Raw genomic sequence first — 21,832 nt, 5'->3', positions numbered from 1 at the left:
GCTCCCGGGCTCGGTCGGCAAGATCCTCACCGGTAAGCCGATTCGTAAGCCGCACTCACTTCGCGGTGCGATTCGGTCGAGTCGGGCAGTTCATTGCCGCCTAGAGCGTGCACCCGGGTCAGTTCGCGACCCGACGACGCGACGAAAACGCCGTCTCCGGAGAAGAGATCGTCCGCGGTCAGGGTTTCGATCTTCGCGCCCAGCAGGACCCACCGCGCGCGTTCGGCGAGGGCCGGTTTGGTGTCCACAATAGACGGACCGCTCACCCGTCCCATACGGCTCGGCTGGCGTTTCTTGGCCGACTGCTCATCGGTGCTTCACCCATGGGACCAACGCCAGGCCGAGCATCTACAACGGGTGGCCTACTGCCTGCGCGGTCCACGCTTCCGGTGAAACGGCTGGCAGCAACGCATGCGGCACCGGACGCTCGTTGTGTACCACGAAAGACGCTGTGACGATCACATCCCACCGGTCGACCTTGTCGAACGGGACCAGCTGGGCCAGGTCGTCCCAGGTGATCCGGTCCGCGCCCGCGACCACCTCCCGCAACCGCCCGACCGCCTCCTCCCCCGCCACCGGAACCAGCCGCGCCAACGTCGCATCGATGTCCAGGTCGTGCGCCGGGCAATCCGCTTCGATGGCGGCGATCTCGGCCCGCGCCTGGGCCGTGCGGTCCTCGGCGAAATGTTCCCGCAGCTCCTTGAGGAACCGCAGCCGTTCCGGGCGGTCCAGGAAAATCGCCAGCTCGCGCACGATGTCCGACGGTTCGTCGCCGACGTGCACGAAGTTCAGGATCCGGTTGGGCGGGTTCAGCTTCGTGCGCAAATGGTGCGGCCGGCGCTGCACCGGATCACCGACGCCCTTGAGTTCGCACAGCCGGACCGTCGCGGGCAATCCCGCGACCGGGCGGGCGTCGCGCGCCAGAAACAGCAGCACATCGTTGGTGAGATACCAGAAAGTGCACAATTGCAGCCGGTCGACGGTGTAGATGTGCCAGTCGTAGCGCCACACCTCGCGCATCGAATGCCGGGTGTAGCCGAACCGCGTGGTGGCGACCGGGACGAAACCGTTGTCCCCCAGGTATTCCAGGATCGGGCCGAGCCTGCGGCCGACCACCGCGTCCGGCTTGACCACCAGCATCGCCAGCCCGCCGAGCACGTCGGCCGCGTCGTCGCCGAACACCGCGAGCAAATCCGCCCAGCCCTCGCGGAAATACAGGTCGTAGCCGAACACCTCCCGTTTCTCCGGCACAACCGACAACTGCCGCCATTCCGCGGCCGTCGGCATGCCGTCGACCCGGTCCGGGCTGCCTGGCGTCCAGATCATCCGTTCATGCTGCCACAACGGCACACTCTGCCAACCGCTTTCGCCGGGGCGGCAATGCCCCGGCGAACCGAGCCGGGCTGCCGCTGTCCGGGTGCCCGCTGGAGGTATCGTCGGCGACCCGGACGACAGGAGGGGTGAGGCGTGGCCAGGCAGCGGGTTCCGGTAGTGCTCGTCGCGGGTTTTCTCGGTGCGGGGAAGACCACGATGCTCAACCATCTGCTCGCCAACCGTCAGGGCGTCCGGGTCGGGGTGGTGGTCAACGACTTCGGCCAGGTGAACATCGACGCGCTCGCCGTCGCCGGGCAGGTCGACACGATGGTGTCGCTCGGCAATGGCTGCCTGTGCTGCGCAGTCGACGCCAGCGGGCTCGACGCGATGCTGGGCAAACTGTCGCGACCCGAGGCCGGGATCGACGTGATCGTGGTGGAGGCCAGCGGAATCGCCGAGCCCCGCGATCTGCTGCGGCTGATGATCGCCAGTGAGAACCCGGACATCCGGTACGGCGGGCTGGTCGAGGTCGTCGATGCCGTGGAGTTCGAGGCCGCGCGGGTTCGGCATCCGGAGTTGACCGAGCACCTGCGGGTCGCCGACCTGGTGGTGCTGAACAAGGTCGACCGGGTGGAGGCGGATGACCTGGCGAAAGTTCGTGCGGTCGTCGAGGAGCACGCGCCTGGGGTCCCGGTGCTGACGACCGAGCGGGGGCGGGTTGATCCGGGGTTGTTTTTCGATCCTCGGCCTCGGGAGAGTTACGGGCAGTTGTCATTTGACGATCTGCGAGAGCATGATCATTCCGAGCATTTGCACGCACAGTACGAGAGCGTGACGTTCACGTCCGATCGGCCGCTTTCGCCCCGGCGATTCCTTGCGTTTCTGGAGAGCCGACCGGCCGGGTTGTACCGGGTGAAGGGGCACGTCGACCTCGCTTCGCCGGAGTCTCGGTCTCGGTTCGGATTGCATACGGTCGGGGCGTTTGTGCAGGTGGAGCGGTCGGCTTGGCCGTCCGGGCCGCGCCGGACCGAGCTCGTGCTGATTGGCGCCGGGATTGATGCCGCTGAGATCGAACGGCAGCTCAGTGCTTGTGTGGCCGAGGACGAGGTGCCTGACGAGCGGGGGCTTTTGCGGTTTCTCCGGTATCTGAATGAGCCTGACGAGGACTCGGCGCGCCACGCCGAAGAAGCGTAAACGCGCGGATTGGCGGGCTTTCGGTCGCACTATGTCGTGGTAGCTCGAACCAGCCTCTTTGGAGGACGAGTTCCATGGCGAAGACGATGACTGCCCGGTGGTACCTCGTGGGTGCGCTGCCGGAGGACGATCCTGTCGCGCATCTGATGACTCGCGCGGACGATCTGCGGTATCGGCGGTCCGCTTGCGGGGAGCGGGATTCGCGGACTTGGACGCCGATCGATTTGACCGCGCCGGGGACTGGGCATGTGACGCCTTGTCCTGGGTGCGCGGCTACTTTGGCTGGGGTGCCGGTGGGGGTTGGCGCGGAGGAGCAGTTGGCGTTTGATCTGCCGTTGGGGTGAGGTCGCGGGTTGCTCGTCGCCTGGCGGCGACATTGCAGGTGGGTGGTGCGGTGGGGCACCCCGAAGCTGATTGTGCTGACGGTTCGGGGGTGCTTGTCAAGGCGGGAAAGATGCCTTGACAAGCACCCCCGAACCGCAGAGGAGGCTTCGTATCGGGGTGCGGGGTGGGGGCTGGCCGCCTGGAGGTGAGGGTGCGGCGGCTGCGGTTTGTTCGAGTTAGTCTTCGGCGGTTACTTTCTTTGCGCGGCTCGGGGCGACTCTGGGCGGTTCGTTCGGCATTTTCGGGTAGACCGGCGGCCAGGGTGCGTCCATCAGGCCGCGCGCCAGGTCTTCCTGGGACATCTCCAGCAGTGGTTCGATCGACTGCGGGCGATCGTTTGCTCCCGCCCACGGGTCTCCTCGCTCCGCGACCAGCGCCGGGACTGTCGACAGCGTCAAGGCGTCCGGCTCCACCGTCGCCAGCTCGTCCCAGGCGATCGGGGTCGAAACCTGTCCGCCGATTCTTGGCCGCACGCACCAAGCTCCGAAGACCGTTTTATGCGGCGCGTTCTGATTGAAGTCCACAAATACCCGAGAGCCGCGTTCTTCTTTCCACCATTGCGCGGTGATCAGGTCTGGATGCCGCCGTTCCAAAGCTCGCGCCAGCGCCACTGCAGCAGCCCGCACTTCGTAGCCGTCCCAGCGCGGTTCCAGTATCGAATACAGGTGCAGGCCCCGCGAGCCCGAGGTCTTCACGTAGACCTCGATTCCCAGCTCGGCAAGGAATTCCCGTACCAGTATCGCTGCCTCGCGCAGTTGCGGGAAACCGATCCCCGGCGACGGGTCCAGGTCGATGCGCAGTTCGTCCGCGATATCCAGTGCTGCCGCGCGGTTTGGCCATACGTGGAAGCCCAGGCAGCCCTGGTTGACCGCCCACAGGACGTGCGCCAGGTTCGCGGCCACCAAGGCGTCGCTGGTGGTGCCGTTCGGTGTGGAAACGACGGCGGTGGTCAACCAGGCAGGCGCGTTCTTGGGCGTGCGTTTTTGGAACCACGATTTTCCGCCCGCGCCGTCTGGATAACGTTCCAGCAACAACGGCCGTCCGCCCAACCGAGCCAATAGCGGCCCGGCGACAGCCTGGTAATAGCGGACCAGATCGAGTTTCGTCTCGCCCCGTTCCGGAAAATACACCTTGTCCGGGCTGGAAATCGTCAGTTCCACGCCGTCGAGTTCCAGCGTCACGCCGCTCATCGGGCCTCCCCGAACAGATCCGCCAGTTCGGCTGGCGGGGCCTCTTCCAGCTGCGCGTAAGTGCATGATTCCGGAGTCCGGTCCGGACGGAAGCGCACCAATCGCCCGCCATGGCGGAAGCGGCCGCCTTGCAGGTGTTCGTAGCGCACTTCGGCGACCTGTTCCGGGCGCAGCGGTTCCCACGACAGGTCCTTGTCCGGTGCCCACCGGCTGTTGGCACCCGGTCGACGCACCTCGTCGGCCTGCCATTCCGCCCAAGTACGCCACGGATGCCCGTCGAGCGCGTTCTCCCGCCACGGGGCCAGCTCCTCGACCAGCTCCCGCCGCCGCGCCGCCGTGAAGCTGCTCGCGACGCCGACGTGGTGCAACGCCCCGTCCTCGTCGTACAGCCCCAGCAGCAGCGATCCGACGCCCTTGCCGTCCTTGTGCCACCTGAATCCGGCGACGACGCAGTCCGCGGTGCGCTCGTGCTTCACCTTCAGCATCACGCGTTTGTCCTGCTCGTACGGCAGGTCGGCAGGCTTCGCCATGACCCCGTCGAAACCCGCGCCCTCGAACCGGGTGAACCAGTCCTGCGCGATGTCCGGATCCGTCGTGAGCGGGGTCAGGTGCACCCGCTGCAAGCCGATCGCGGGCGCGAAAATCCCCTCCAGCGCCCGCCGCCGCTCGGAGAACGGTTCCTCGGTCAGGTCCCGCTCCCCCAGCGCGAGCAGGTCGAACGCGACAAAGCTGGCCGGCGTCTCCTCCGCGAGCTTCCGGACGCGGCTGGCCGCCGGGTGCAGCCGCAGCTGCAACGCCCCGAAGTCCAGCCCGCGCGGCGTGACCAGCACGATCTCGCCGTCGACGACGCATTTGTCCGGCAACGCCTCCCGCAGCAGCTCGACCAGCTCCGGGAAGTACCGGGTGAGCGGCCGGTCGTTGCGCGAGCCGAGTTCGACCTCGTCGCCGTCGCGGAACACGACGCAGCGGAAGCCGTCCCACTTCGGCTCGTACCAGAACCCGCCGTCGCGCGGCACCTCGTGCACGGCTTTGGCGAGCATCGGCCGCACCGGCGGCATCAGGGGTAGCTCCACCTGCGCGATCCTAAGCGGAACAGACGCTGACCTGCACCTTTTTACCAGCGCGCCAGCACAAGCCCGCCTCGCGGCTTAGGCGTGAAGTACGTGGCCTTGCGGGGCATCCGCCGTCCCGCCGCGTGCACGGCCCGCACTGTCTCGAACGGCACCGGGGCCAGCTGCACCACCGCGTCCGCGTCCGGCGGGACGGGACTGCCCGGCAGCAGCGGGCGGATGTGCGGGCCATCCGGGTCGAGACCGAGCGCCGAGCCGAGGAGCGTCTGTTCCACCACCTCGTGGTCGATGACCAGCGGATCCGTTCCGGGAAGCCGCACCCGCAGGACGCGCGAGCCGGCCAGCACTACCGCCGTGCCGGGGCAGGACGGCGGGGTCGCGTCATCCGACCAGGCCACCTCGAGTCCCGCCTCCTGCCAGGCCGCGAACAGGCTTTCGGCAGAGCGCCCGGTTCCGAGGAGCACGCGGTTGATCGCCCGGATCTCCAGCTGCGACCCCGCGGTGATCAAGGCCAGCAGCTGCCCGCTTCCGGCCGCGGCCGCGACCCGGTGGTTTCCGTCCGCCACCAGCAGATCGCTCGCCGACGCGGCCTCCAACAGCCGTTCCTGCATCTCCCCCGGCCGCACCACCCACAGCTCGTGTGCCAGTCCCGCACGGTCCACAGTGGACACATCGGGGTCGGCCGAACTCGCCGCCTCCTTGACCGCCGCCGTCAGCTCCGCACCGTCGCCGACCGGCACGAGCAGCGCGGCGCTCGTCGCGCAGCCCAGGCCGTCCAGCACGGCCGCGCGCTCGGCGACCACCTCCGGATAGACCTCCTCGGTGTGCTTGACGTGCGAACTGGCCGAGGTCAGCTCCCGGACGTCGACCAGGCACAGCACGCCCGCGATCGCTTCGCCGATCCGGTAAGCCGCGACGAACTCGGTCTCCGGCCGGTAATGCCCGGTCAGCAGCCGTTCGAGGGTCGCCCGGGCCTCCGGCAGCGCGGCCTCGACGTCCAGTCCGGCCGCCAGCGCCGCCGGCGTCCGCGCCGGATGCTGCGCCGCTAGCAGCGTGTCGCCCTCCGCCGCGGCGAGCGCCCTCTTCACGGCCTCCGGTTCGGCGAACTCGTCGACGTCCGGTCCGGGCACCGCGCCCTGAACGACCCAGCCCCGGCCGATCGGCCGCACCCACCTGTCCATCCCCCCATGATGACGGTCGGGCGAACACTCGGGCACCGAGCGATCGGCTGGGGAATGCTTGCCGAGGCGAACGAGTTCATTCCGAACATGGGTAGCACGAGCAGTCCGCCCGCGGCGAAACGCGCCGCCGTGGGCCTTCGTTCCGAGCGGGGTCCGGTCCTCGCCGCCGTCATGCTGAGCACCGGCCTCGTGGCCCTCGACAGCACCATCATCGCCACCGCGGTCCCGTCGGTGGTCCGCGACCTCGGCGGGTTTTCCCAGTTCCCTTGGCTGTTCTCGATCTACCTGCTCACCCAGGCGGTCACCGTGCCGCTGTACGGCAAGTTCGCCGACGTCCTCGGCCGCCGCCCGGTGATGTTCTTCGGCATCGCCGCGTTCCTGCTCGGCTCGGTGCTGTGCGGGGTCGCGTGGAGCATGCCGGTGCTGATCGCGGCGCGCGCGGTGCAGGGCATCGGCGCGGGCGCGGTCCAGCCGATCAGCATGACGATGGTCGGCGATCTGTACACGGTCGAGGAACGCGCCCGGGTGCAGGGCTACCTCGCCGGGGTGTGGGCGGTCGCCTCGGTGATCGGGCCGACGCTCGGCGGCGTGTTCGCCGAATACCTCAGCTGGAGGTGGATCTTCTTCGTCAACCTGCCGCTCGGCGCGCTCGCCGCGTGGATGCTCTACCGCAAGTTCACCGAGCAGGTGAAACGCACGCGGCACAAGGTCGACTACACCGGCGCGACCCTGTTGACGGTCGGCTGCGCGCTGCTGATCCTCGCCCTGCTGGAAGGCGGGGTCGCGTGGAGCTGGACGTCCGCGCCGAGTCTGGCGATCTTCGCCGTCGGCGTTCTGATGCTGGTCACGTTCGTGCTGGTCGAGCGCCGCGCGGACGAACCCGTGCTGCCGCTGTGGGTGTTCACGCGCCGCACGCTGATCGGCGGAAACCTGGTCGCGCTGGTCACGGGCGCGGTGCTGCTGGGCTTCAGCTCGTTCCTGCCCACGTACGCGGAAGGCGTCCTCGGAACGGACGCGCTCACCGCTGGCTTCGCTCTGGCCGCGCTGACGATCGGCTGGCCGATCGCGGCGTCGTTGTCCGGAAAGATCTACCTGCGGATCGGATTCCGCGACACCGCGCTGATCGGCACCGGATTCCTCCTCGTCGGGGCCGTCCTGGCGACGTTCCTCGGTCTGGACTCGGTCGTCTGGATGGCCGCGGCGTCCGTGTTCGTGGTGGGGGGGATCGGGCTCGGGCTTTCGTCGAGCCCGACCGTGGTGGCCGTGCAGTCCACCGTCGGCTGGGAGCGCCGCGGCGTGGTGACCGCGACCAACATGTTCAGCCGTTCGCTGGGCAGCGCGGTCGGCACCGCCATCTTCGGCGCGATCGCCAACGCCACCCTCGCGGGACGATTCGCGAACCCGCCCGCGGAGGTCGCCGGGCATCTTCCGGCGAGCGTCGACGCCACCAGCCGCATCCTCGGCGGCGCGCACGACAACTCACCGGCGACAGCGTACGTGCGCGAATCGCTGGCCGGAGCCACGCACAACGTGTTCCTCGCGATCGTCGCCGTATCGTTGGTCAGTGTCGTCGGGCTGCTGCTCATGCCCCGCAAGACCGAGCAGCTGACGTTCTAGTTCTGGAGCGGCCCGAGTTCGCGCACGAAATCGTCGAGGAACTGCCGGTAATCGCCGGAGTACCCAGGCCGGACCACGAATTTGGTGAGTCCGGCCTCGATGTGCTGCTCGATCATCCGGCGCGCCTCGGCCCAACTGGTTGGCACGAGGTCAGCGGCCGGACGGCCCGGATTGCGCTGCTGCGCCACCGCCCGCAGCCTTTCCGGGATCCCGTGCAGCGCGAGGACCATGCTCAACCCGAAGTGGTCCGATTCGATCTCGCGGTCGGCTTCGGCAGCGGCTTCCTGGATCGCCAGTCGCGCCGCACGGGACTGATCCGGCGTGTGGAAGCTGCCGAGCCATCCATCGGACAACCGGCCCGCGCGACGCAACGCCGCCGGAGCGGACCCGCCGACCCAGACGTCGAGCCGCTTCGCCGGACGCGGCCCGATCGTCACGTTGTCGACCTGGAAGAACTCGCCGTCGAAGGACACGTTGTCCTGTTCGAGCAGCAAACGCAGCAACGCGAGCGACTCGTCGAACACCGCCGCGCGCCGCCCGTCCGGCACCTGGAACAGCGCGCGTTCCGCGGGCTGCGCGGGCAATAAGCCGAATACCGGGAGGACGCGTTTCGGAGCCAGCCCCGCCAGCGTGACCAGCTGTTTCGCGACCAGCACCGGATTGCGTCCGGGCAGGATCGCCACGCCGGTGCCCAGTTTGAGCCGTTCGGTGCGGGCCAGCGCGTGCGTCATGCCGATCAACGGATCGACATCCGGCGAATAGACCACTTCGGACAGCCACAGCGAGTCGACGCCCGCCGCCTCGGTCAGCTCGGCCAAACCGGTGAATTCCGCTGGCCCGGTCCCGAGTCCCGGAGCCACCCCCACCCGGATCTTGTCCACGCTCGCTCCGCTCTGTCGGCACGTACTCCTCGGCAGAACCTGATCCGGGCGCGAGTTCTTCCCGCTAAGCGGTCGCTTCGATCACCCGGCCCAGCGCGGCGTGCAGCGCCTCCAGCTCGGAGACCTCCATGCCGAGCCGCTCCACGACGCGATACGGGATTTTCTCCGCCTCGGCACGCAGCTCCCGGCCCTTCTCGGTGAGCTCGACGGTCAGCTGGCGCTCGTCGGCCCGGCTGCGGCCCCGCGTCACGTACCCGACCGCTTCCAGCCGTTTGAGCAGCGGCGACAGCGTCGCGGGCTCGTGCCGCAACGCCGTGCTGAGGTCCTTGACCGAGCGCGGCGACTGCTCCCACAGCGCCAGCATCACCAGGTACTGCGGATGGGTCAGCCCGTGCGGCTCCAGCAGCGGCCGGTAAATCGCGATCACGCTGCGCGACGCGACCGACAGCGCGAAGCACACCTGCCGGTCGAGCTTCAGCGGGTCCTCGCCAAGGTCGATCTCGGCCACTCGTCCTCCTCGTGCTCGCGCCCACTCTAGCGCGGGCTGCACCACACTAATAGTTAGTGTACTAATCATTAGGGTACTGTGGCCGCAGACCCCGAGGAGGAACGATGACCGACCGGCCCGGCGTTCTCCGCTGGTTCTGGTACGCCGTGAGCGGACGGCTCCCGGAGCGCTACCGCGACTGGCTGCTGCACGACGCGACGTCCAAGCACTGGAAGGCCCGGCACGTCCTGCGCGCGACGGTGGGCATCGCGCCGCTGTGCCTGGTCTGGCTCCTGCTGCCGGCCCCGCTCGGGCTGCGGCTGGCGATCGTGCTGATGGCCGCGCTGGTGTCGTACTTCTACTCGTGCGCGTACATGGAGGAAAGCATCGACCACCGGTTGTCCCGCAACGGTTTCCCGCCCGGAACGGGCAAGCGGATCCGGCGGGAGAAAGCCGCCGAGGCCAACGCCGAGGCGACCGCCCGCTACATCGCGGCCTATCGGCAGGACCCGGCCGACTAGACTCGGGAGCCGATGAGACGCAAGCGCCCGGCCCCGATCCCGCCCCGGCACGGCCTGGACCCCGCACGGCTGCGGCTGCCGGAAGAGGGTCCGTGGACGACCCTGCTGGAGCACCTGGTCGAACGCCTGCCCCGCGTCGCCCCCGCGCGGATCGAGGAAATGCTGCACGAGCAGCGGATCCACGGCGAGAACGGCCCGCTGGGGATTGACGCGGCGTACGTTCCGGGTTCGTTCATCTGGTTCCACCGCGATCTGCCGGACGAGGTCCCGGTGCCGTTCGACGTCACCGTCCTGCACCGCGACGAACACCTGCTCGTAGTCGACAAACCCCACTTCCTGGCGACCATCCCGCGTGGGCGGCACGTCCTGGAAACCGCCTTGGTGCGCCTTCGCCGCTCGCTGGACCTGCCCGCCCTGTCCCCCGCCCACCGCCTCGACCGCGTCACGGCGGGGCTGGTGATGTTCGTGATCACGCCGTCCGCGCGCGGCGCGTACCAGACGATGTTCCGCGATCGGTTGGTACACAAGGAATACGAGGCGATCGCGCCCTATGACCCGCTTGTGGAACTGCCCCGGGTGGTGCGCAGCAGGATCGTGAAGGAACGCGGCGTGCTGGCCGCGCAGGAGGTACCCGGACCGCCGAATGCCGAGTCCACAGTGGAGCTTCTGGAACACCGGGACGGGCTGGGCCGCTATCGCCTCACGCCCGCCACTGGACGCACGCATCAGCTGCGGGTCCACATGTGTTCCCTGGGAATCCCGATCCTGGGCGACGATTTCTATCCGGAGCTGCACGAGAAACCGCTCGACGACTTCACGAAACCGTTGCAGCTGCTGGCGAAAGTGCTGGAATTCGAGGATCCGCTGACCGGCGAGCACCGCCGGTTCACCAGCGGCCGGACACTCGCGGCTTGGGATTCGCTGGAAGAATGGGCTAGCTGACAGCGTGGTTCCGATCTCCAAGAGCGAGTGATAACTGCTGATCGCGGTGGCGAGCAAAACGACATCAGGGCGAAGCACACTTCAGCAAGCGCATGCGTGCGGTCTGGCGGTGGAGCGGACCCATTAACAGCACGACATCCGCACTTATTATCCGGCCAGGTCACGGCTCGGGGGTCACCATTTCGGCCGTGCGACCTTCGATCTCGGCTGCCTCGTTGACCTCCGAAGCCGTTGGCTCGACTACGTAGGCCGAATGTCCGTCCGCTGCCAGCCATCGGGCGTGCATCCCGTTGCCCCGCAGACGTCGAGGGCTCTTCGCCCGGGCGCTTCCAGGCTTCCGTGCGGGTGATCGGACGAGCCGAGTGCTTTCAGCGCGGAAGGATGCCAGGCGGCGGCAGGCACCCGTCCGGCGGCAAGCGATCACCTGGTCCAGAACTTGATCCCGCTCCACTCCACGGTAATCGGTCCCGCCCCGCTCGCCGTACGATACGAGCCGAATTTATCGTAATAACTACCCGACGGGCTGTCGTCCGTCTGCTTCAGCGAGCCGTTGATGTACACCTTGTGGGTACTGCCGACCTCATTGATCGTATTGACCCGCACCGAAGTCCCCACCGTCGCGCCGGTGGCCACCGTCTGGCCGTTCTCCACGGTGTAGAGCCGCCCGCCTTTCTCCACCGCCAGCAGGAAATACGGCCCGGCGTTCGAACCGTCGCGGAACGTCTGTTTCAGGCTGATCCGCGAACCGCCCATGCTGGTGATCTTGAACGACCCCTCGAACTGGTGCGTGCCGCCGGTGTAGGTCTCGTAGCGGCGCTCGGCCCGTTGCTCGCCGCTGCCGTCCGAGCAGGTCAGCTTGAAGGTGAGCCCGCTGACCTGGCCGCAGCCCTTCTGCTGTTCCTTGTACCCCGGCGACCAGGGTTTCCAGGTGCCGCCGCCGACCTGGGCGTCCGCGACCGGGGCGAGAATCGCGATCCCGCACACCGCCGCCGCCAGTGCTCCGCCGATCCGGGTTCTCGTGCGCACGTGCCAACCTCCGTGGAACTCAGGGCGGCGGTAGCGGTACAGGTCCAGACCACTGCCGATCACTGTAAGTCCCCGGCCGGTCGCGGACAAGGGCGGCATCCTTGACGACTTTGTTTGTCACTGCTTGGCTCAGGGAATGCAGGACGTCGAAGTGATCGAGGACCCCGCCGTCGCGGCGGCCGCGCTGGACCCGGTGCGCGCCCGCCTGCTGGCCGCGCTGACCGAACCGGCGTCCGCCGCGGCGCTGGCCTCCCGAGTGGGTCTGACCAGGCAAAAGGTCAACTACCATCTCCGCGCGCTCGAATCGCACGGCTTGGTCGAACCCGCCGGAACCCGGCAGTGGGGAGGCCTCACCGAACGGCTTTTCGCCGCCACCGCCGGCGCTTATCTGGTCTCCCCCGCCGCCCTCGGGGCCGCCGGTTCCGCACGGGTGAAGCCGGACCGCCTATCGGTGAGCTACCTGCTGGCGGTCGCCGGCCGGACGCTGCGCGAGGTCGCCGGACTGGCCCGCCGCGCCGCCCGCGCGGGCAAACCGCTCTCGACGCTGACCTTGGACACGGAAATCGCCTTCGCCTCGGCGCGCGACCGGTCCGCCTTCACCGACGAACTGACCGCCCTCGTGACCGACCTCGTGTCCCGCTACCACAACGAATCCGCCCCCGACGCACGTCTGCACCGGCTCATCGTCACCGCGCATCCCAAACCCGCCGAGTAGTTCATCCGAACAGGTGTTCGATTGTCGTGTAGCTTGGAGGCATGAGTCAGGCATTTCAGGGCTCGCTGTTCGGTGCCAGCGGGCCGGCCACGCTGGGCCCGTTGTCCGGAGCGCAGCGCACCGAATTGGGGCAAGGCGCGTGGATCGACGTGCTGCCCGGATGGCTCGACGGCTCGGATGAGTTGTACGAGCACCTGGCGGCGGAGGTCCCGTGGTACGCGGAACGCAGGCAGATGTACGACCGGGTGGTCGCCGTGCCGCGGCTGCTGTGCTTCTACCGCGAGCACGCGCCGCTGCCGCATCCAGTCCTCACCGAGGCCCGGGAGGCGCTGTCCGCGCACTACGCGGCTGAACTGGGCGAACCGTTCCGCACCGCCGGGCTCTGCTATTACCGCGACGGCCAGGACAGCGTCGCCTGGCACGGCGACGACCTCGGCCGCGGCCGGACCGAGGACACCATGGTGGCGATCCTGTCCGTCGGCGCGGCCCGCCATCTGGCGCTGCGCCCGAGAGGCGGCGGGGAATCGGTGCGGTACCCATTGGGCCACGGAGACTTGATCGTGATGGGCGGGTCGTGCCAGAGGACATGGGAACACGCCATCCCGAAAACGGCCCGGGCGGTGGGGCCGCGGATCAGCATCCAGTTCCGGCCTCGAGGAGTGCGATGAGGTGAACCGGGAAGTGCGGTGAGGAAGATGCCGGTGAGGACGGGGCCGGGCGGGGCTGTGGAGGGGGTCCGATCACCTGCCCGGGTTCGAGCCCGCTTCGCGTACAAGGATTCGATCGCGCCGCCAGCACGCTGCCGGGGCGGCTAGGCCGACTCGCCCATCACCAGCGCACCCTCGATTCGGCTAGACCTCCTCGAGCCCATCGAGCGCGCGCTGCCGGTACGGCTAGATCACCTCGCGCACCACCACGCCATCGACTCGGCAAGGCCGCCCCACCACCAGCGCTCCGTCGGCTCAGCTAGACCGCCTCGCGCACCGCCACCACGCTGCCAGCGCGGTTAGACCGCCTAGCCCACCGCCACCAAGCTGCGAGCGCGGCTAGACCGCCTCGCGCGCCACGAGCGCGCTGTCGGTCCGGCTGTGCCGACGAGCGTGCTGTCGAGGTGACCTCGCCAGCCGTGCGGCCGCTGCCCTAAGCCGTCCCACCGGGCGTGTCCGCCGCGTCCCGTGGTCAATTCCGTCCCAGCCACAGCCATGCGCGCACACCCGCGCACCAACCGACCTTTCACCGGCCCCGATCCGGAGCAATCACCGCAACCACCCCGGCCTAGAGGAGGTCCGGCGTCAGTCCACCAGCACCGGCAGCGAGTCGAGCCCGTACACGATCGACACCTTCCGGAACGCCAGCTCCTCCGGCTGTACCGCGAGCCGCAGGTTGGGGAAGCGCCGGACCAGCGCCGGGTAGGCCGCTCGCAGCTCCATCCGGCCCAGTTCCGCGCCGATGCAGCGGTGGATCCCGTACCCGAACGCCAGGTGCGAGGAGGGCTCGCGGGTCGGGTCGAAGCGGTCCATGTCGCCCTTGCCGAGCACCGGGTCGCGGTCCGCGACCGACAGCGACACCAGCACGATGTCGCCCTCGCTGATGTGCACGCCCGCGATGTCCATGTCCTGCTTCGCGAACCGCGGGAACGCCATCTGCACGACCGTCAGGTACCGCAGCAGTTCCTCGACGAACCGGTGCACCGAATCGTCGTCGCCTCGGACCGCTTCGAACGCGGCCGGGTCGCGCAGCACCACCAGCGCGCCCAGCGCCAGCATGCTCGCCGTGGTCTCGAGACCGCCGGTCAGGAGGCCGTCCGCGAGACCGGCGAGTTCGCGGTCGTCGATCTCGTCGCCGTGCTCCTTGATCAGCATGCCGAGCAGGCCGTCGCCGGGCTGCTGGCGCTGCTTGCGCACGATCTCCAGCAGGTACCCCAGCGACTCCGAGATCGCCCCCAGCGACGCGCCGGCACCGCTGAACAGGTCGAACCGCGCGGTGCTCAGCCGCTGGAAGTCCGCCCGGTCCTCATAGGACACGCCGAGCAGCTCGCAGATCGTGAGCGAGGGAATGGGCAGCGCGAACTGCTCCCACAGGTCCACCGGCCCGTCCGCGGCGGCCATCGCGTCCAGCTGGCCCGCGACGATCTCGTCGATCCGCGGCGTCAGCCGGGAAAGCCGGCGCATCGTGAACTCGGGAGTCAGCAGCTTCCGCAACCGCGTGTGGACCGGCGGGTCGGCGAATCCGAGGCCGCCGGGGTTCTGGTCCTCGGTGACGCCCGCGTTGCCGACGAGGTTCGTGAAGTCGTTGCTGAACTCCGTGCCCTTCCCGAGGACAGCCTTGGCCTCCTCGTACCCGGTCACCAGCCAGGCGTTCATCCCGAACGGCAGGTCCAGCTTGCTGATCGGGGCCTCGGCGCGCAGCCGGCCGAGGTCCGGAACCGGGTCGAGCCCCTGGCGGCGCAACGGCTCCAGCGCCGAATCCGGCAGCAGCGCCATCTTCTCGAGATCGAAACCGCGCTTCTGCTGGCGGGCGATGTACCGGCGGCCGGCCCAAGCGAGGATGCGCGAACGGAGACTCCCCATGGCCGCGACAGTACCGCAACCATCCCCTCCTCCGGCCCCGGGCGGAGACGCCCGTCACCCCGCGACCAGCGCCGATCCACTGTGGACTTTCGTCACCCGGCCAGGTGACGGCCTCCGGGAATTGTCAGACCCTCCGGACAGAATGGCCCGCATCGGAATCGAGCTGCGTGACCAGCCGGTCGCAGCCGGTGAAAGTACGCGACGACAGTGCGAGTCCCGTGAGTGGCTCGCGGAGAAAGGGAGGAAGCGGACATGACTGCGGCGCTGATCGGGCTGGCCGCCGCGACCTTGCGTGCGCAGCTCTCGCGCGCCACAGCCAGCCACGGCGGCCTTGCCCTGACCGCCGGCGAGACCTGGATCGGCAAAACCACGCTGGTCAGCGCACTGGCCGACGACGCGCGCGAGCCAGGCGCGCTCGTCCTCGGCGGCACGTGCTGGGAGTTTGAGGCCGCACCCGGCTACGGGAGGCACCGGGAAGCCAGATTGCACAAATGGGCCGTCGCCAGCTCTTCCAACGCCAGGGCTACCGCGCCCACCACTGAAGCGTCGTGGTCGGACCGCGCGGGCACCGACTCCGGCGGGAACGGCACCGCAAAGCGGGCACCAGCACCTCAGCCGACCGAACCAACCCGCCGCCAAACGCGACCCGCGCTGCTCGACGTGGTACCCGTGACCGGCGAAGCGTCGAGACAACCCCGCCGGTCACGGAGTCTCATTCCCGCAACGCCAACGCCACCGCGCCCAGCAGCGAAGCGTCCTGGTCAAACCGCGCAGGCACCAACTCCGGCGGGAACGGCACCGCCGCCGCCAAACGTTCTCGCAGGGCGGGCAGCAGCACATCGGCCGATCGGACCAGTCCGCCGCCGACCGCGATTCGCGAGGGGTCGAAGGCGATCGCCAGGTTGGCTACGTGCATGGAAAGCTCGTCCAACGCCGAAGCGACGAGCTCCTTGGCTTCCGTATTTTCCCGCGCCAGTGCGAACAACTCCCCCGCCGTGACCGGGCGGCCGAGCAGCGCGGTCGCCCGCGTGCCCAGCCACCGGCCTCCGACGGCTTCTTCCAGCGGCGCCGCTCCGCTGGCGAATCCGTCGGCGTCTTGGGGGGTGCGCAGGTTGTACCCGATCTCCCCGGCCGCCCCGTTCGCGCCGGTCAGCAGGCGGCCTCCGACCAGGACCGCGGCGGCGATGCCGGTGCCCAGAGACAGGAAGACCGCCGGGTCGGCGCCGGCCAGGGTGCCCCAGGTCCATTCCGCCAAGGCGGCGGCTTTCGCGTCGGTGCCCACCGCGACCGGGACCGCTGGGAAAGCCGCGGACACCAGCTCGGCCAGGTGGAGTTTTTCCCAGCCGGGCACGTTCGGGGCCAGCAGGATCCGGTCCGGCAGCACGATTCCCGGGCTGACCACGCCGATCGCGGCTAGCCGGGAACCGGAAACCAGCTGGGCGGCGGCGGACAGCGCCCGGGCGACCACCTGTTCGGCGCCCGCTTCGGCGTCGGTGTCCAGGCGACGGGTCGCCAGCAGGGCGCCGGTCCGGTCGGACAGACCCAGCGCCACTTTCGTGCCGCCGAAGTCGATGCCCAGGATCAGGTCGTCCGATGTCACTCGCGGGTCCCCTCGATGACCGGCGGGACAGCCCCCTGGCTGTCCCGCTGCGGACCGGCCGGCACCACGACCCGGCCGGTGTTGAACCCGTCGACGCTGACGGTCGGGGCCGCGCCGTGAAGGTCGGCGGCCCGGTAGCGGACGGTCAGCGTCTGCGACTGGCCCGGCCACAACGTGATGTCGTTGTCGTCCCAGGTCGCAGCTGGCAGCTGGGACCCGTCAGTGGAGCGGCGCAAGTCCGCGCGCAGGAAGAAGCTGACCCCGGACGTCTTCGACGTGTTGGCGACCGTAACCGTCGTCTCGGTGTCCGTGCCGTCCGGGCCACGCGACGGACGCGTCGCAGCAGTCACGTTGACCTGCGATTTCGGCAGGTCCCGCAAGGCGGTGAGGTCGCCGTACTGGCTCATCGTCGCCTGCGGGTTCTGCAGCGTCTTCGCCCAGTCCACGACGTCCTTCTGCGTGGACATCCAGTAGACGTTGCGATCCACGACCTTCCCGCCCTGCCGCACCTGCAGCTCCACGAAGTACACCTGCGCCTTCGCCGGCGCCTTCGTCTCGGCCGGAGCCTTCGGCTTCAGCAACCCGGTCGCGACGCCCTGGCTGTCCAGCGAAACCGCCGGAGCGGTTTGGTCGTCGAGGACCTTGCCCGCGGTGTCGTACACCTTGGCCTGCACGGAAATCCCGTTCTGCCGCACCGCGCCCAGGTTGGACAACGCGACCGTGCCGGTGTCATAGGTGTACAGCGCGTGCAGCGGCTTATTCGCCTTCTGCGCACCGAAATACGCGCCCGGCTGGTCGCCGTCGTTGTTGTACAGCGCCCACAACAGCGTCGGCCAGCCCTTGTTCAGCTGCCAGTAGACCACGCCGGTCGACGGGTTCTGCTTGTCGTTGGCGTGCGCGAGGAACGCTTCGAACTGGGACCGGGTGTTCTCGTAGTTCGCGATCTGCGCGGACTCCACATAGGACTCCAGCGAATCCCATTTTCCGTACCGGCGGGCGATCGACTCGTCCAAGGTGTACAGCGTGCCGAACTTGTAGCCGCCGTGCCCGGGTTCGTAGTTCGCGTGGTACTGGTTGTACGCCGGGTCCTGCCACAGCTTCGTCTGCTCTGCCGGCGACAGGAACCGCCGGAGCGAATCCAGCGTCGGCACGGTGTGTCCGGCGCTCTGCTCGCTCGCGAAACCCCAGGCGCCGCCCGCGTTCGTGCGGCTCGGGTCGGTCTTGTCGAAGGTCGAGGAGTCGTACCAATAAGACGGCGGGACCCAGTCGTAGGGGCCTTCCTTCTCCCCCGACGGGCCGAGCGTCTTGGTGCTCTTGTACTCCGCCGACGCGATCACCGGCACGTCCCAGTCGGCTGCCTTGAACGCGCTCAGCGTTTCGCTTTCCTGCCGCGGGATCGGCTCGTTGTCGCTCCAGCCGTAGGTGATCACGCTGGGATGGCCGCGTTCGGCCTGCGCGATCGAATACGCGGAATCGTGCATGATCCGGTAGTCGCGGTCGGTCAGCTTCTCCGGATGTTCCGGCTGCCAGGCGTCGCAGCAGAGGAATCCGCCGAGCACCAGCAGTCCGGCGCGATCGGCCTGCTCGTAGAAGTCCGCGGGCATGTCGTGGCCTTCGAGGCGGACGCCGGACAGCCCCATGTTCTTGATCAGCGCGAGCTGGTGCGCGATGTCGGCCTTGTCGTAGCGCAGGAACAGGTCCGGCGCGAAACCACCGCCGCGGAACACGAAGTCGCGGCCGTTGACCGCGAACTTCCGTGCACCGTCCGGCAGCGCCGGCGACTTGCCGATCAGCTTCGACGTCACCGTCCGGATCCCGAAGGTCTGCGACGACGTTGTCGACACCACGCCGCCCTGCGAAACTGTCGTACCCAAGGTGTACAACGGCTGTGCACCCATCGAGTACGGCCACCACACCTGAGGCTTGACGATCTTCAACTGCGGGAACTTCGCCGGCGTGAACGTCACGGTCTGCTTGGCGTGCGCGGGAATCGTGACGTTCTGCTTCACGACGATCGGCGCGCCGCGGCCTGGCGGCGTGACCGTCGCGGTGACCTCGCCGGTCTGCGGCGTGTCCGCGTCATTGGTGACGTCGACCTTCGCGGTCAGCGAGGACGTCGACAGGTCCGCCGCGTTGTCCTGCACGACGTGCGCGTTGTCGCCGCTCAGCGCGTCCGACAGCTGCAGCCTCGGCGGGAATTGGAGACCGGTGTTGTTGTCCGGCACGATCTGCGCCCAGTCGGCCTGGTCGAGCGTGTACATCGAATTCGGGTCGTTCGGGTACATCTTGACCGCGAGCGTGTTCTTGCCCGGCCGCAGGAGTTTCGTGACGTCGAAGGTGTGGCCCGCGTACGCGCCGCTCATCACGTCCTTGCCCGCGACGAGCGTGCCGTTGAGCCACACGTCGCCCTCGCCGACGACGCCCGGGATGGTCAGCTTCGCGTTCTTGCCCGGCCGGAAACCGGGGTCGAAATCGGTGCGGAACCACCACGGGTCCATGAACTGCTTCGTGGTGACCGGCCCGCGCTTCGTCTGGTAGCCGAAGCATTTGCGCATGTTGTCGGAGTAAAAGACATTCGGGCACTTGCCGTTCTGCACCAGCGCGTTGATCTCGGTGCCCGGCGCGCCCGCGTCGTCCGGCTTCACCTTCAGCCAGCCTTGCGTCGGGTAGCCGAGCTTCGACACCGCCGTGCCGTCGTCCTTGACCTGCGCGGTCGTCAGCACCTGCCAGCCGCCGAGGCCGATCGTCGACGGGCCTTGCGGACCGGATGTCGCCGCCGTTTCCGGTTGCTGTGCGGAAGCAGTGGCCGAAACGACTCCAGGAACCAGAACCAGCGCGACGATCCCGGCGATCAGCGGTTTCCTCATGACTCCACCCCCGAGACCGGCTGGGCCGCGAACGCCTCGCGGATTTCCTTGGGACCGAACGGCCACACCTTTTCCTTCGAGGCATAGATCAGGAAGGCGACGACCCCGAGGACGATCCAGGCGATCGAGAGCCAGATCGACAGCCAGCTGGCGGATACATACACGTAAACCCACCCGAGGAGCGCGATGATCGTCGGCACCGGATACAGCACCTGCCGGTAAGGCCGCTTGAGATGCGGCTGCCGGCGGCGCAGCACGACGATCGCGGCGACCTGCGCGAGCGACTGGATGATCACCAGCACCGTGACCGCCGCGTTGATCACGTCAGTCAGAGTGAACAGCGAGCCGATCGCGGTGATCAGCCCCATCGCGAGCACGCCCGCGGTCGGGAGGTGCAGCTTCGGGTGCAGTTTGCCGAACACCGGCAGGAACACCTTGTCGCGCGCGGCTTCGAACGGCACCCGCGACCCGCCGAGCAGGCCCGCGAACACCGAACCGATCGCGGCGATCACGATGAAGACGGTGACGATCTTGGCGGCCACCGAACCCCACGCCTGCTCCAGCACCGACGACGCCACCGACGTCGCGCTCTTGATCGATTCCAGCGGCTGCGAGCCGAGAACGCCGACCTGCAGCAGGAAGTAGAGCGTCATGATGCCGAGGATGGAGAAGATGATCGAGCGCGGGAGCGTCCGGCCCGGGTCGCGGACCTCGCCGCCGAGGTAGGCGCTCGTGTTGTAGCCGAGGTAGTCGTAGACGGCGATGACCAGGCCCGCGCCGAGACCGGACCAGAACGCGCCGCTCGAGCCGAAGGCTCCCGGGGTGAAGGCGAACGCCTGGTGCGCGTCGAAGTGCGTGAACGCCGCGATGATCACCGCGAAGACGGCGAACAGCATGACCAGGAAGAGTGCGGTGGTGAGCTTGCCGATCTGGCCGATCCGGCGGAACAGCGCGAGCACGATCAGCACGACGAGGCCGACGCCGATGGCCTTGCCCAGCGGGGTGACGCCGTCCGCGTCGGTCACGCCCGGCACCAGGTAGCCCAGGTACTGGACCAGCCCGATGATGCCGGTGGACATGATGAGCGGGATGAACAGCACCGCGCTCCAGGCGAACAGGAACGGCATCAGCCGGCCGGTGCGGTACTGGAACGCTTCGCGCAGGTAGATGTAGGTGCCGCCGGCCCCGGGCAGCGCCGCGCCCAGTTCGGCCCACACCAGCCCGTCGGCGAGCGCGATGATCGCGCCGATGATCCAGCCGAACATCGCCTGCGGGCCGCCCATGGTCGCGACCATCGCGGGGATGGTGACGAACGGGCCGATCCCGCACATCTGCGTCATGTTGATCGCGGTCGCCTGCAGCGGCCCGATCCGGCGTTCGAGACCGTTCCCCGGAAGGGTCGCGGAGTCCCCCGGGCGGGTGGGTGAGCTCACGTCGTGCCTCCATCCAATAGTTAGTAAAGCTTCTTAACATAGAAGGAACGGGGTGCGGAAGGGCTGCGTCCGGAAAGTTGCCGAAACCGGTGCGGGAGTGGGAGAAGGGGCCGGTGGGGCACGGGCGGCGGGACCGGACGGAAGCACCGCTGGCCTGGGCCGGGGATCCCCGGGGCAACGGGCCGGCAGGACGAGCGGAAAACCGGCTGACGAGCGGCCCTGCCGCTGCCAGACTGCTTCCCCACATCCGCCCAAGCCGGGGAGCGTTCGCGTGCAGTCCCAACCGATCTTGCCCACCGAACGGATCCGCCTCGTCCCGTTGTCCGCCGGACATCTCGAGCACCTGGCCGGGCTCTCCGCCGATCCAGAAGTGATGCGTTATCTCGGCGGCGTGCTGACCCGGGAGCAGGCCGCGGAAGAGCTCCGGACGACCCTCGAGTACGCCGCTGGCGGCCTCGGTTGCTGGACCGGGTTCGTCGACGGCGGTTTCGCCGGATTCTGGTCCCTGCGGCCAGGGGAATTCCCGGGGCAAGCGGAATTGGGCTATCGGCTGCTCCGTGCGCATTGGCGGCAAGGACTCGCCAAGGAAGGCGCGCGCGAACTGCTCCGGCACGGGTTCCAAGACGTCGGCCTCGGCCGCATCTTCGCCCGGACCGCAGCCGCCAACAAAGGCTCCCAGGCGACGATGGCGTCCCTCGGGCTCCGGCACGTCCGGGACTTCGTCGCCGACCCCGAGTACTTCGCGCCGGGCGACGACCTGCACGCGGTCGAGTACGCCGTCGGCCGCGAAGAATGGCTGGCCCGGGGCTAGCGGAAACAGGTTCACCCCGGCGCGCCGCG

Annotated in this window: 19 protein-coding genes; 7 read left to right on the top strand and 12 right to left on the bottom strand. The window is 68.6% G+C overall.

What is annotated here, in order from left to right:
- Positions 1 to 26: 26 nt before the first annotated feature.
- Positions 27 to 266 carry a hypothetical protein gene (locus tag ATK30_RS33395; RefSeq protein WP_183126303.1) on the bottom strand — a complete coding sequence of 80 codons (240 nt, stop codon included), beginning with the start codon at positions 264 to 266 and terminating at the stop codon, positions 27 to 29.
- An 82-nt stretch (positions 267 to 348) separates the two neighbouring features.
- Positions 349 to 1,326 carry a nucleoside-diphosphate kinase gene (locus ATK30_RS33390; protein WP_158242539.1) on the bottom strand — a complete coding sequence of 326 codons (978 nt, stop codon included), beginning with the start codon at positions 1,324 to 1,326 and terminating at the stop codon, positions 349 to 351.
- A 141-nt stretch (positions 1,327 to 1,467) separates the two neighbouring features.
- On the opposite strand from ATK30_RS33390, the gene ATK30_RS33385 reads away from it, so the two are divergent.
- Positions 1,468 to 2,508 (top strand): CobW family GTP-binding protein, encoded by a 1,041-nt coding sequence (locus tag ATK30_RS33385; RefSeq protein WP_101441201.1) that lies wholly within the window; start codon positions 1,468 to 1,470, stop codon positions 2,506 to 2,508.
- A gap of 560 nt (positions 2,509 to 3,068) precedes the next feature.
- Here the strand turns inward: ATK30_RS33385 and ligD are convergent.
- Genes ligD through ATK30_RS33365 form a run of 3 tightly spaced genes read right to left on the bottom strand, consistent with a single transcriptional unit; the run spans position 3,069 to position 6,333 of the window.
- Positions 3,069 to 4,082 (bottom strand): non-homologous end-joining DNA ligase, encoded by a 1,014-nt coding sequence (gene ligD, locus ATK30_RS33375; RefSeq protein WP_101438768.1) that lies wholly within the window; start codon positions 4,080 to 4,082, stop codon positions 3,069 to 3,071.
- Positions 4,079 to 5,155 (bottom strand): ATP-dependent DNA ligase, encoded by a 1,077-nt coding sequence (locus tag ATK30_RS33370; RefSeq protein ID WP_208637469.1) that lies wholly within the window; start codon positions 5,153 to 5,155, stop codon positions 4,079 to 4,081. The genes ligD and ATK30_RS33370 overlap by 4 nt, the downstream gene beginning before the upstream one ends.
- 41 nt (positions 5,156 to 5,196) lie before the next feature.
- Complete coding sequence (locus ATK30_RS33365) at positions 5,197 to 6,333, bottom strand: DUF1015 family protein (RefSeq protein ID WP_101438766.1); 1,137 nt, start codon at positions 6,331 to 6,333, stop codon at positions 5,197 to 5,199.
- Positions 6,334 to 6,420: 87 nt separating this feature from the next.
- Here ATK30_RS33365 and ATK30_RS33360 point away from each other — a divergent pair, with 87 nt between their 5' ends.
- Positions 6,421 to 7,950 (top strand): MDR family MFS transporter, encoded by a 1,530-nt coding sequence (locus ATK30_RS33360; RefSeq protein ID WP_101441200.1) that lies wholly within the window; start codon positions 6,421 to 6,423, stop codon positions 7,948 to 7,950.
- Here ATK30_RS33360 and ATK30_RS33355 read toward each other — a convergent pair.
- On the bottom strand, positions 7,947 to 8,831 hold the full coding sequence (locus ATK30_RS33355; protein ID WP_101438765.1) for a TIGR03854 family LLM class F420-dependent oxidoreductase: 885 nt from the start codon (positions 8,829 to 8,831) through the stop codon (positions 7,947 to 7,949). The genes ATK30_RS33360 and ATK30_RS33355 overlap by 4 nt on opposite strands.
- A gap of 64 nt (positions 8,832 to 8,895) precedes the next feature.
- The gene (locus ATK30_RS33350) at positions 8,896 to 9,339 is read right to left on the bottom strand and encodes a MarR family winged helix-turn-helix transcriptional regulator (RefSeq protein WP_101438764.1); all 444 of its coding nucleotides are present in this window, start codon (positions 9,337 to 9,339) and stop codon (positions 8,896 to 8,898) included.
- 104 nt (positions 9,340 to 9,443) lie between these two features.
- Here ATK30_RS33350 and ATK30_RS33345 point away from each other — a divergent pair, with 104 nt between their 5' ends.
- Complete coding sequence (locus ATK30_RS33345; protein WP_037353431.1) at positions 9,444 to 9,839, top strand: DUF5313 domain-containing protein; 396 nt, start codon at positions 9,444 to 9,446, stop codon at positions 9,837 to 9,839.
- Positions 9,840 to 9,851: 12 nt separating this feature from the next.
- Complete coding sequence (locus tag ATK30_RS33340; RefSeq protein ID WP_101438763.1) at positions 9,852 to 10,781, top strand: RluA family pseudouridine synthase; 930 nt, start codon at positions 9,852 to 9,854, stop codon at positions 10,779 to 10,781.
- Positions 10,782 to 11,201: 420 nt separating this feature from the next.
- Here the strand turns inward: ATK30_RS33340 and ATK30_RS33335 are convergent, their stop codons facing one another.
- The gene (locus ATK30_RS33335) at positions 11,202 to 11,807 is read right to left on the bottom strand and encodes a polysaccharide lyase family 7 protein (protein WP_167442044.1); all 606 of its coding nucleotides are present in this window, start codon (positions 11,805 to 11,807) and stop codon (positions 11,202 to 11,204) included.
- A 136-nt stretch (positions 11,808 to 11,943) separates the two neighbouring features.
- Here ATK30_RS33335 and ATK30_RS33330 point away from each other — a divergent pair, with 136 nt between their 5' ends.
- Both ATK30_RS33330 and ATK30_RS33325 read left to right on the top strand, forming a co-directional pair.
- The gene (locus tag ATK30_RS33330) at positions 11,944 to 12,522 is read left to right on the top strand and encodes an ArsR/SmtB family transcription factor (RefSeq protein WP_101438762.1); all 579 of its coding nucleotides are present in this window, start codon (positions 11,944 to 11,946) and stop codon (positions 12,520 to 12,522) included.
- 41 nt (positions 12,523 to 12,563) lie between these two features.
- Entirely contained in the window at positions 12,564 to 13,190 is a 627-nt protein-coding gene (locus ATK30_RS33325) for an alpha-ketoglutarate-dependent dioxygenase AlkB (RefSeq protein WP_101438761.1), read from the top strand.
- Positions 13,191 to 13,814: 624 nt separating this feature from the next.
- Here the strand turns inward: ATK30_RS33325 and ATK30_RS33320 are convergent.
- From ATK30_RS33320 to ATK30_RS33300, 4 genes are all read right to left on the bottom strand, one after another.
- Complete coding sequence (locus ATK30_RS33320) at positions 13,815 to 15,092, bottom strand: cytochrome P450 (RefSeq protein WP_167442043.1); 1,278 nt, start codon at positions 15,090 to 15,092, stop codon at positions 13,815 to 13,817.
- A 712-nt stretch (positions 15,093 to 15,804) separates the two neighbouring features.
- On the bottom strand, positions 15,805 to 16,692 hold the full coding sequence (locus tag ATK30_RS33310) for an ROK family protein (RefSeq protein WP_101438760.1): 888 nt from the start codon (positions 16,690 to 16,692) through the stop codon (positions 15,805 to 15,807).
- On the bottom strand, positions 16,689 to 19,559 hold the full coding sequence (locus ATK30_RS33305) for a glycoside hydrolase family 2 protein (RefSeq protein WP_101438759.1): 2,871 nt from the start codon (positions 19,557 to 19,559) through the stop codon (positions 16,689 to 16,691). The genes ATK30_RS33310 and ATK30_RS33305 overlap by 4 nt, the downstream gene beginning before the upstream one ends.
- Positions 19,556 to 20,992 (bottom strand): APC family permease, encoded by a 1,437-nt coding sequence (locus ATK30_RS33300; protein ID WP_101438758.1) that lies wholly within the window; start codon positions 20,990 to 20,992, stop codon positions 19,556 to 19,558. The genes ATK30_RS33305 and ATK30_RS33300 overlap by 4 nt, the downstream gene beginning before the upstream one ends.
- A gap of 271 nt (positions 20,993 to 21,263) precedes the next feature.
- Here ATK30_RS33300 and ATK30_RS33295 point away from each other — a divergent pair, with 271 nt between their 5' ends.
- The gene (locus ATK30_RS33295; protein WP_101438757.1) at positions 21,264 to 21,803 is read left to right on the top strand and encodes a GNAT family N-acetyltransferase; all 540 of its coding nucleotides are present in this window, start codon (positions 21,264 to 21,266) and stop codon (positions 21,801 to 21,803) included.
- Positions 21,804 to 21,832 lie beyond the last annotated feature (29 nt).

Origin of the sequence: Amycolatopsis echigonensis (assembly GCF_002846615.1) — a bacterium.
Lineage (GTDB): Bacteria > Actinomycetota > Actinomycetes > Mycobacteriales > Pseudonocardiaceae > Amycolatopsis > Amycolatopsis echigonensis.
This window is presented reverse-complemented; position numbering and strand designations above follow the sequence as displayed.

Bases quoted from the DNA above. Each gene is read 5' to 3' on its own strand.
- ATK30_RS33320 (WP_167442043.1), bottom strand. From the start codon at position 15,092: ATGGGGAGTCTCCGTTCGCGCATCCTCGCTTGGGCCGGCCGCCGGTAC.
- ligD (WP_101438768.1), bottom strand. From the start codon at position 4,082: ATGAGCGGCGTGACGCTGGAACTCGACGGCGTGGAACTGACGATTTCC.
- ATK30_RS33330 (WP_101438762.1), top strand. From the start codon at position 11,944: ATGCAGGACGTCGAAGTGATCGAGGACCCCGCCGTCGCGGCGGCCGCG.
- ATK30_RS33360 (WP_101441200.1), top strand. From the start codon at position 6,421: ATGGGTAGCACGAGCAGTCCGCCCGCGGCGAAACGCGCCGCCGTGGGC.
- ATK30_RS33365 (WP_101438766.1), bottom strand. From the start codon at position 6,333: ATGGACAGGTGGGTGCGGCCGATCGGCCGGGGCTGGGTCGTTCAGGGC.
- ATK30_RS33390 (WP_158242539.1), bottom strand. From the start codon at position 1,326: ATGATCTGGACGCCAGGCAGCCCGGACCGGGTCGACGGCATGCCGACG.
- ATK30_RS33305 (WP_101438759.1), bottom strand. From the start codon at position 19,559: ATGAGGAAACCGCTGATCGCCGGGATCGTCGCGCTGGTTCTGGTTCCT.
- ATK30_RS33325 (WP_101438761.1), top strand. From the start codon at position 12,564: ATGAGTCAGGCATTTCAGGGCTCGCTGTTCGGTGCCAGCGGGCCGGCC.
- ATK30_RS33340 (WP_101438763.1), top strand. From the start codon at position 9,852: ATGAGACGCAAGCGCCCGGCCCCGATCCCGCCCCGGCACGGCCTGGAC.
- ATK30_RS33345 (WP_037353431.1), top strand. From the start codon at position 9,444: ATGACCGACCGGCCCGGCGTTCTCCGCTGGTTCTGGTACGCCGTGAGC.